Here is a 4426-nt window from a genome sequence, read left to right on the forward strand (position 1 = left end):
GAGCTATAACATAGTAAAACAAGCCGATGTAAACGGTCAAATTAAAGGCTATACTTTGTACATCGGTTCTCAATCAAATTCTTCAACTGGCTCATATATGCTAAGAGCCTATGATAAATATGCACAGTATCAATATAAAAACCAGATACCCCCTCGAGAAGCGATTGAAACGGGCATTTGGCAGCGATATGAAATATCGTATACCAAGAAAAAGGCTCGTAAAATCGTTGATTTAATGACCGAAGACGGTCAAACCATTGGGTCGGTTTTTATGGATACTATGCGAGATATCGTCGAATTTTTAGAACCAACCAAAACGCAAGCAAAGGAAATACAGCAGAATAAAAACCGCTGGAAAGTTTGCTTATGGTGGGAAAACTTTTTAGACGGGGCTTGTAAGGTTGATTTAGGTAACCCAGAAAAAGATTTAGATTTAGGTCGTTTGCTTCAATGGTTGCGTGTTTCAGTTGTTCCGTCATTGAAAATGCTTGAAGAGTTGGGCGAGGAAAAGGGATTTGATATTTATCAAATCATCAAGAAAATTGAGGTCGATGAGTATTCGAAAAAACAAAATCGTTTGTTGAACAATGCGAAAAAAATCGATAAATCGCAAATCAATTTATACCTCCAAAAATTTGAGGAGGGGGGATTGTAATGGCAGTCATCTACAAAAAGAACGCTCAGAACGTGTACAAAATACCGCTATACCGATTTTTTTGGTTCTGGTGGCTGTTAGTTGTATCTTTAGCTGTTTTGTCTTCAATAATTGGTATTGTTGTATCGATTAAAGCTGTTCAGTTTGCTCTTTGGTCGCTTGTGTTCGTTTTGATGATTGTACGAGCGTATTCACTGATGAAGTCAGTGATCAACGCGAAGTCAATCAAAACGTACATCACGCAAAAAGGAGCAGAACGAGCTATCACAAAGAGCCTACTCGCAACAATGTCAGTCAATCAACTGCGCGATACTCCACACATCGCTGTTCCGAGAGTGAGGGTAGGCGCAAGCCTACCCTCTCACGTAAAAGTGACCGTGGAAAAGCTCCCAGGGATGTATGATATCGAAAAATTGACCGAGGATATAAACTCCAGTTTTCGTGGAAAATTGGGAGCTTATGCAGTCGTTTCAAGTAGAATAACTGACGACGGTCTGTACTATAAATTTGTCTTAGAAGATAAAGGCTCAGATAAAACATGGCGACCAAAGAGCCTTGAAGAGATGAAGCAGAAGAGCCATGAAATCAAATTACAGAATGATTTGATTATAAATCTTGCTGATAAACCGCATATAATCGCTTGGGGCAAGTCTGGGAGTGGTAAAAGTAGTTTGCTTTTCTCAATGATTTTACAACTGTTTATGAGCGGTTCTGAGGTGTATTTTATCGACCCTAAGAGCGAGTTTTCAGCCTTTCAAGAGTTCTATTCGTCGGCTCGTATTCAAGAAGATACTGAAGCGATTTTGGAACTATTGAGACATGTTTGCGATGAGCTGAAAAGACGACAAAAAATCGTCGCTAAAGCTGTCAAAAAACAGCAAAAAATCGGCTTGCGTGGTTATGATATCGGTTTGACTCCGATTGTCGTCGTCGCTGATGAAATCGGCTCGGCTGTCGCGAGTATGGACAGCAAGCAGAAAAAAGAGTTTTTGGCTCTGCTCACTCAAATAGTGCAAAAAGGGCGGTCTGTATCTGTTTTTTGTATCGTCGCGACACAAAGTCCGAAAACTGATACCACGCTTTCAAGTGACATTAGAAGTCAGTTTGCGACCAAAATATTATTAGGTTCTGCGAATGCAGAAACGCAACGCATGGCATTTGATGGCGAGGTCGCAACAAAGGGCGGAGTTGAACGCTTTAAAGGATTTTATATCTCTGACGGTAAGACAGACGAAACCCCGCTTTCTTTTGCTGTGACTGATTTGCATACACATCATCTAAATGACCTTAAATGCTTCGAGCGAGCGTATAAAATGGGAAGCAGATAATAAAAATTATCTGCTTCTTTTGTGTTATAATGTGTTATTTTGTGTTATTATTGTATTATAAAATAATAGGTGGTGTATTATGAGTGAAAAAATGACTGTGTTGAATATTCGCATGAGTGCAGATGAAAAACGTGAAATAAAGGAACGTGCTGAACTTTCTGGGCAGACTGTTAGCTCTTATGCTCGCGATTTATTGTTTTCTACTGATAATACAAAAGATGAAAAAAATAATACAAATATAATACAAGAAAAAGATGAGCGTATTTCTGATTTGAAAGAACAGCTAGAAGACTACAAGAAACAAATTGAACAGCTCCATACCATTATTTTAGCAACGCAGAAAGACAATCAACTACTTTTAGAACAAAGTAAAAAAAGTTGGTGGCAATTTTGGAAGTAAAAAAGCAAGATCATATAATCTTGCTTTTTTATAATTCATTGTTATATACTTCTACCAAAATTTCATGATTTTTTTTCGTATTGAAAAATTCGGGGTTAATCATATACGTGCGACCAACAAATTTTGTTTTTTTCATTAAGTTAGATTTTTCTAATTTATTGATGGCTCGTGTGATTGACCTTGTTGTCGTGTTTAATTTTACTGCTAAAATTTCGTTTTTATTTAGTCGAACTAAATTTGTAGTGTCGATTTGTGAAAGTAAATATAATAAAAGTTGATACTCAATTTTTGTTAATTCAAAATTTAATATTTCTTCTATATGATGCGCTTTAATTTGTATAGTTGTATTTTTCCCCATAATTTCACCTCTGGGTCAATTTTATCAAAAAAAGACATTAATGTCTACTAAAAACGATAAAAAAGTTTATTTAAATGGATTTGATATTGACTTTTATTTTTAGCTATGATATACTTAAAGCATGAAGATATAGAAAGTAGGTGAGATTATGAACGACGAAGAGATTGAAAAATTTGTTTTGGATTTTATTGACGATGAAAAAATCACACAAGATTTTGTTGAAGCCGTCAATGAATTGCAAGCAGATTTAGACTCTGACGGAGGAAATATTGCTCCTCCAGAAATCACTCCGTCTCATTTGAAGCTTTGATTTTTTAGATTGTTTTTCGTCGGCACAATCGAAAAAGCATACTGATCTAAGCGGCAGCGTCAAGGAGAAAAGACGAAGTCGTACCTTGCGCAACGTTATCAGTATGCTAGATTGTGACAGCCGAACGAAATACAATCTAAAAAGCAACTGTTTTTCAGAGGCCGAGTCCAGCGTCGTACGCTGGTCGGGTTTGGGCGGAAGCCCAAAAGAAACATCTTTACATCTTAAAATAAATGATGTAAAATAAAAGTATCTTCTCGTCTTCGAACAACGAGAAGATACAAAAAAGTCTTACCTAGACCTGGCAGTCAACTCAGTAAGACTCTCACTTTTTTTCGAACAAGACCATTATACCAAAAAAGGCCTCAGTGGGTCAAGTAGGGTGGTTAAATAAAAATTTGAGTGTCTTTTCTAAAGTGTTTGCAGGTCGTGGTAAGCGACTAACATTTTAGAAAGGACATTTTTTGCATGTCACAACTCGAAAAATTGAAAGCTCTGCAAGAAAGCAAGAGCAAAACCGCAAACTTAACTTTGTTTAGTAACGTCGTTGTAATCGACGTCGGTATTAAACCAACTCAGCATTTTCCAAAATTGAAGGATGATTTGGGAAACAAAATCAAAGACGAAAATGGTAAGGATAAGCGTTCCGAAACTTCGGACGGTTATACTTATACCTTTACCGAATTTGGCACCGGAAAAATGGTTAAAGTAGTTCTTCCGGAAGAGCAAAGATTTGAGCTTTTGGGCTCGTATGTCGTCGTTGGTTTTGGTTACGATATCAAGCAAGCCAATATGATTTTTATTGAGCAAAAAGCGAAAATTGCTGAATATCGCTAATCTCGGGACCGCTGGAGCATCGCTCCAGCGGGTAGACCCCGAACACTAATCAGGGGGTCTACAAATACAGGAATTGAGGCACAAATATGGATAAAAACCCTTATAAATCAATGGTTTACAAGGTCGATTGGTTCTCTTTTACAGTATCTGATACTTTTGACGGTGGAGAGAACGGAAAAGACTTTGTTTTACTTAAAAATCTTGGTTATGATATCAATGATTTTGAAGCAGTTTCGGGACGATACTTTTATAATAGCGGAATTTCTCTCGGTAGGTATGTAAATATCTATTATAACGATTATGACAAGGATTTAATGAGAAATACGTCAAATAGTCGAAACTATGTATTTACTGGTCAAGGCTGTACTGATTTAGCTCAAAAAATTGAAAATGATTGGATTTCTCTTTTTAAAGTGCTGAAACAATTAGATGTCAAAATCACGCGTTTAGATATTGCTCTAGATGATTATAATGCAGTCGTTAGTTTTGATAAAATGGAGCGAAAACTAAAACTCGGCCATTATCGTTCATCAAAAAA

The 4426-nt window shown here is 36.7% G+C and carries 6 protein-coding genes and 1 pseudogene; 6 read left to right on the forward strand and 1 reads right to left on the reverse strand.

The window, feature by feature from the left end; all coding sequences use genetic code 11:
- The 3 genes from ACWPV5_RS10120 to ACWPV5_RS10130 form a co-directional block, all read left to right on the forward strand.
- Window positions 1-655: replication initiation factor domain-containing protein (locus ACWPV5_RS10120; protein WP_454383753.1), on the forward strand; the 655-nt coding region annotated here is incomplete at its 5' end.
- Window positions 655-1983 (forward strand): FtsK/SpoIIIE domain-containing protein, encoded by a 1329-nt coding sequence (locus ACWPV5_RS10125; protein ID WP_454383755.1) that lies wholly within the window; start codon window positions 655-657, stop codon window positions 1981-1983. The genes ACWPV5_RS10120 and ACWPV5_RS10125, both read left to right, overlap by 1 nt.
- A 79-nt stretch (window positions 1984-2062) precedes the next feature.
- Window positions 2063-2383, forward strand: coding sequence for a plasmid mobilization protein (locus tag ACWPV5_RS10130; protein WP_454383757.1), 321 nt, complete (start codon window positions 2063-2065; stop codon window positions 2381-2383).
- Between the two features lie 28 nt (window positions 2384-2411).
- Here ACWPV5_RS10130 and ACWPV5_RS10135 read toward each other — a convergent pair whose 3' ends face one another.
- Window positions 2412-2741 carry a hypothetical protein gene (locus ACWPV5_RS10135; RefSeq protein ID WP_454383759.1) on the reverse strand — a complete coding sequence of 110 codons (330 nt, stop codon included), beginning with the start codon at window positions 2739-2741 and terminating at the stop codon, window positions 2412-2414.
- Between the two features lie 148 nt (window positions 2742-2889).
- On the opposite strand from ACWPV5_RS10135, the gene ACWPV5_RS10140 reads away from it, so the two are divergent.
- From ACWPV5_RS10140 to ACWPV5_RS10150, 3 genes and pseudogenes are all read left to right on the forward strand, one after another.
- A complete protein-coding gene (locus ACWPV5_RS10140; protein WP_454383761.1) occupies window positions 2890-3051 on the forward strand; it encodes a hypothetical protein in 162 nt (53 codons plus the stop codon).
- Between the two features lie 468 nt (window positions 3052-3519).
- Window positions 3520-3888, forward strand: a complete 369-nt coding sequence (locus ACWPV5_RS10145) for a hypothetical protein (protein WP_454383763.1) — start codon at window positions 3520-3522, stop codon at window positions 3886-3888.
- A gap of 86 nt (window positions 3889-3974) precedes the next feature.
- Window positions 3975-4426 (forward strand): annotated as a pseudogene (locus ACWPV5_RS10150) (replication initiation factor domain-containing protein); the annotation flags it as partial.

This window comes from Streptococcus sp. Marseille-Q7156, from assembly GCF_965119495.1.

What these genes read in the sequence shown, in the direction of transcription:
- ACWPV5_RS10135 (WP_454383759.1), bottom strand. Translation starts at nt 2,741, where the DNA reads ATGGGGAAAAATACAACTATACAAATTAAAGCGCATCATATAGAAGAA.
- ACWPV5_RS10130 (WP_454383757.1), top strand. Translation starts at nt 2,063, where the DNA reads ATGAGTGAAAAAATGACTGTGTTGAATATTCGCATGAGTGCAGATGAA.
- ACWPV5_RS10125 (WP_454383755.1), top strand. Translation starts at nt 655, where the DNA reads ATGGCAGTCATCTACAAAAAGAACGCTCAGAACGTGTACAAAATACCG.
- ACWPV5_RS10140 (WP_454383761.1), top strand. Translation starts at nt 2,890, where the DNA reads ATGAACGACGAAGAGATTGAAAAATTTGTTTTGGATTTTATTGACGAT.
- ACWPV5_RS10145 (WP_454383763.1), top strand. Translation starts at nt 3,520, where the DNA reads ATGTCACAACTCGAAAAATTGAAAGCTCTGCAAGAAAGCAAGAGCAAA.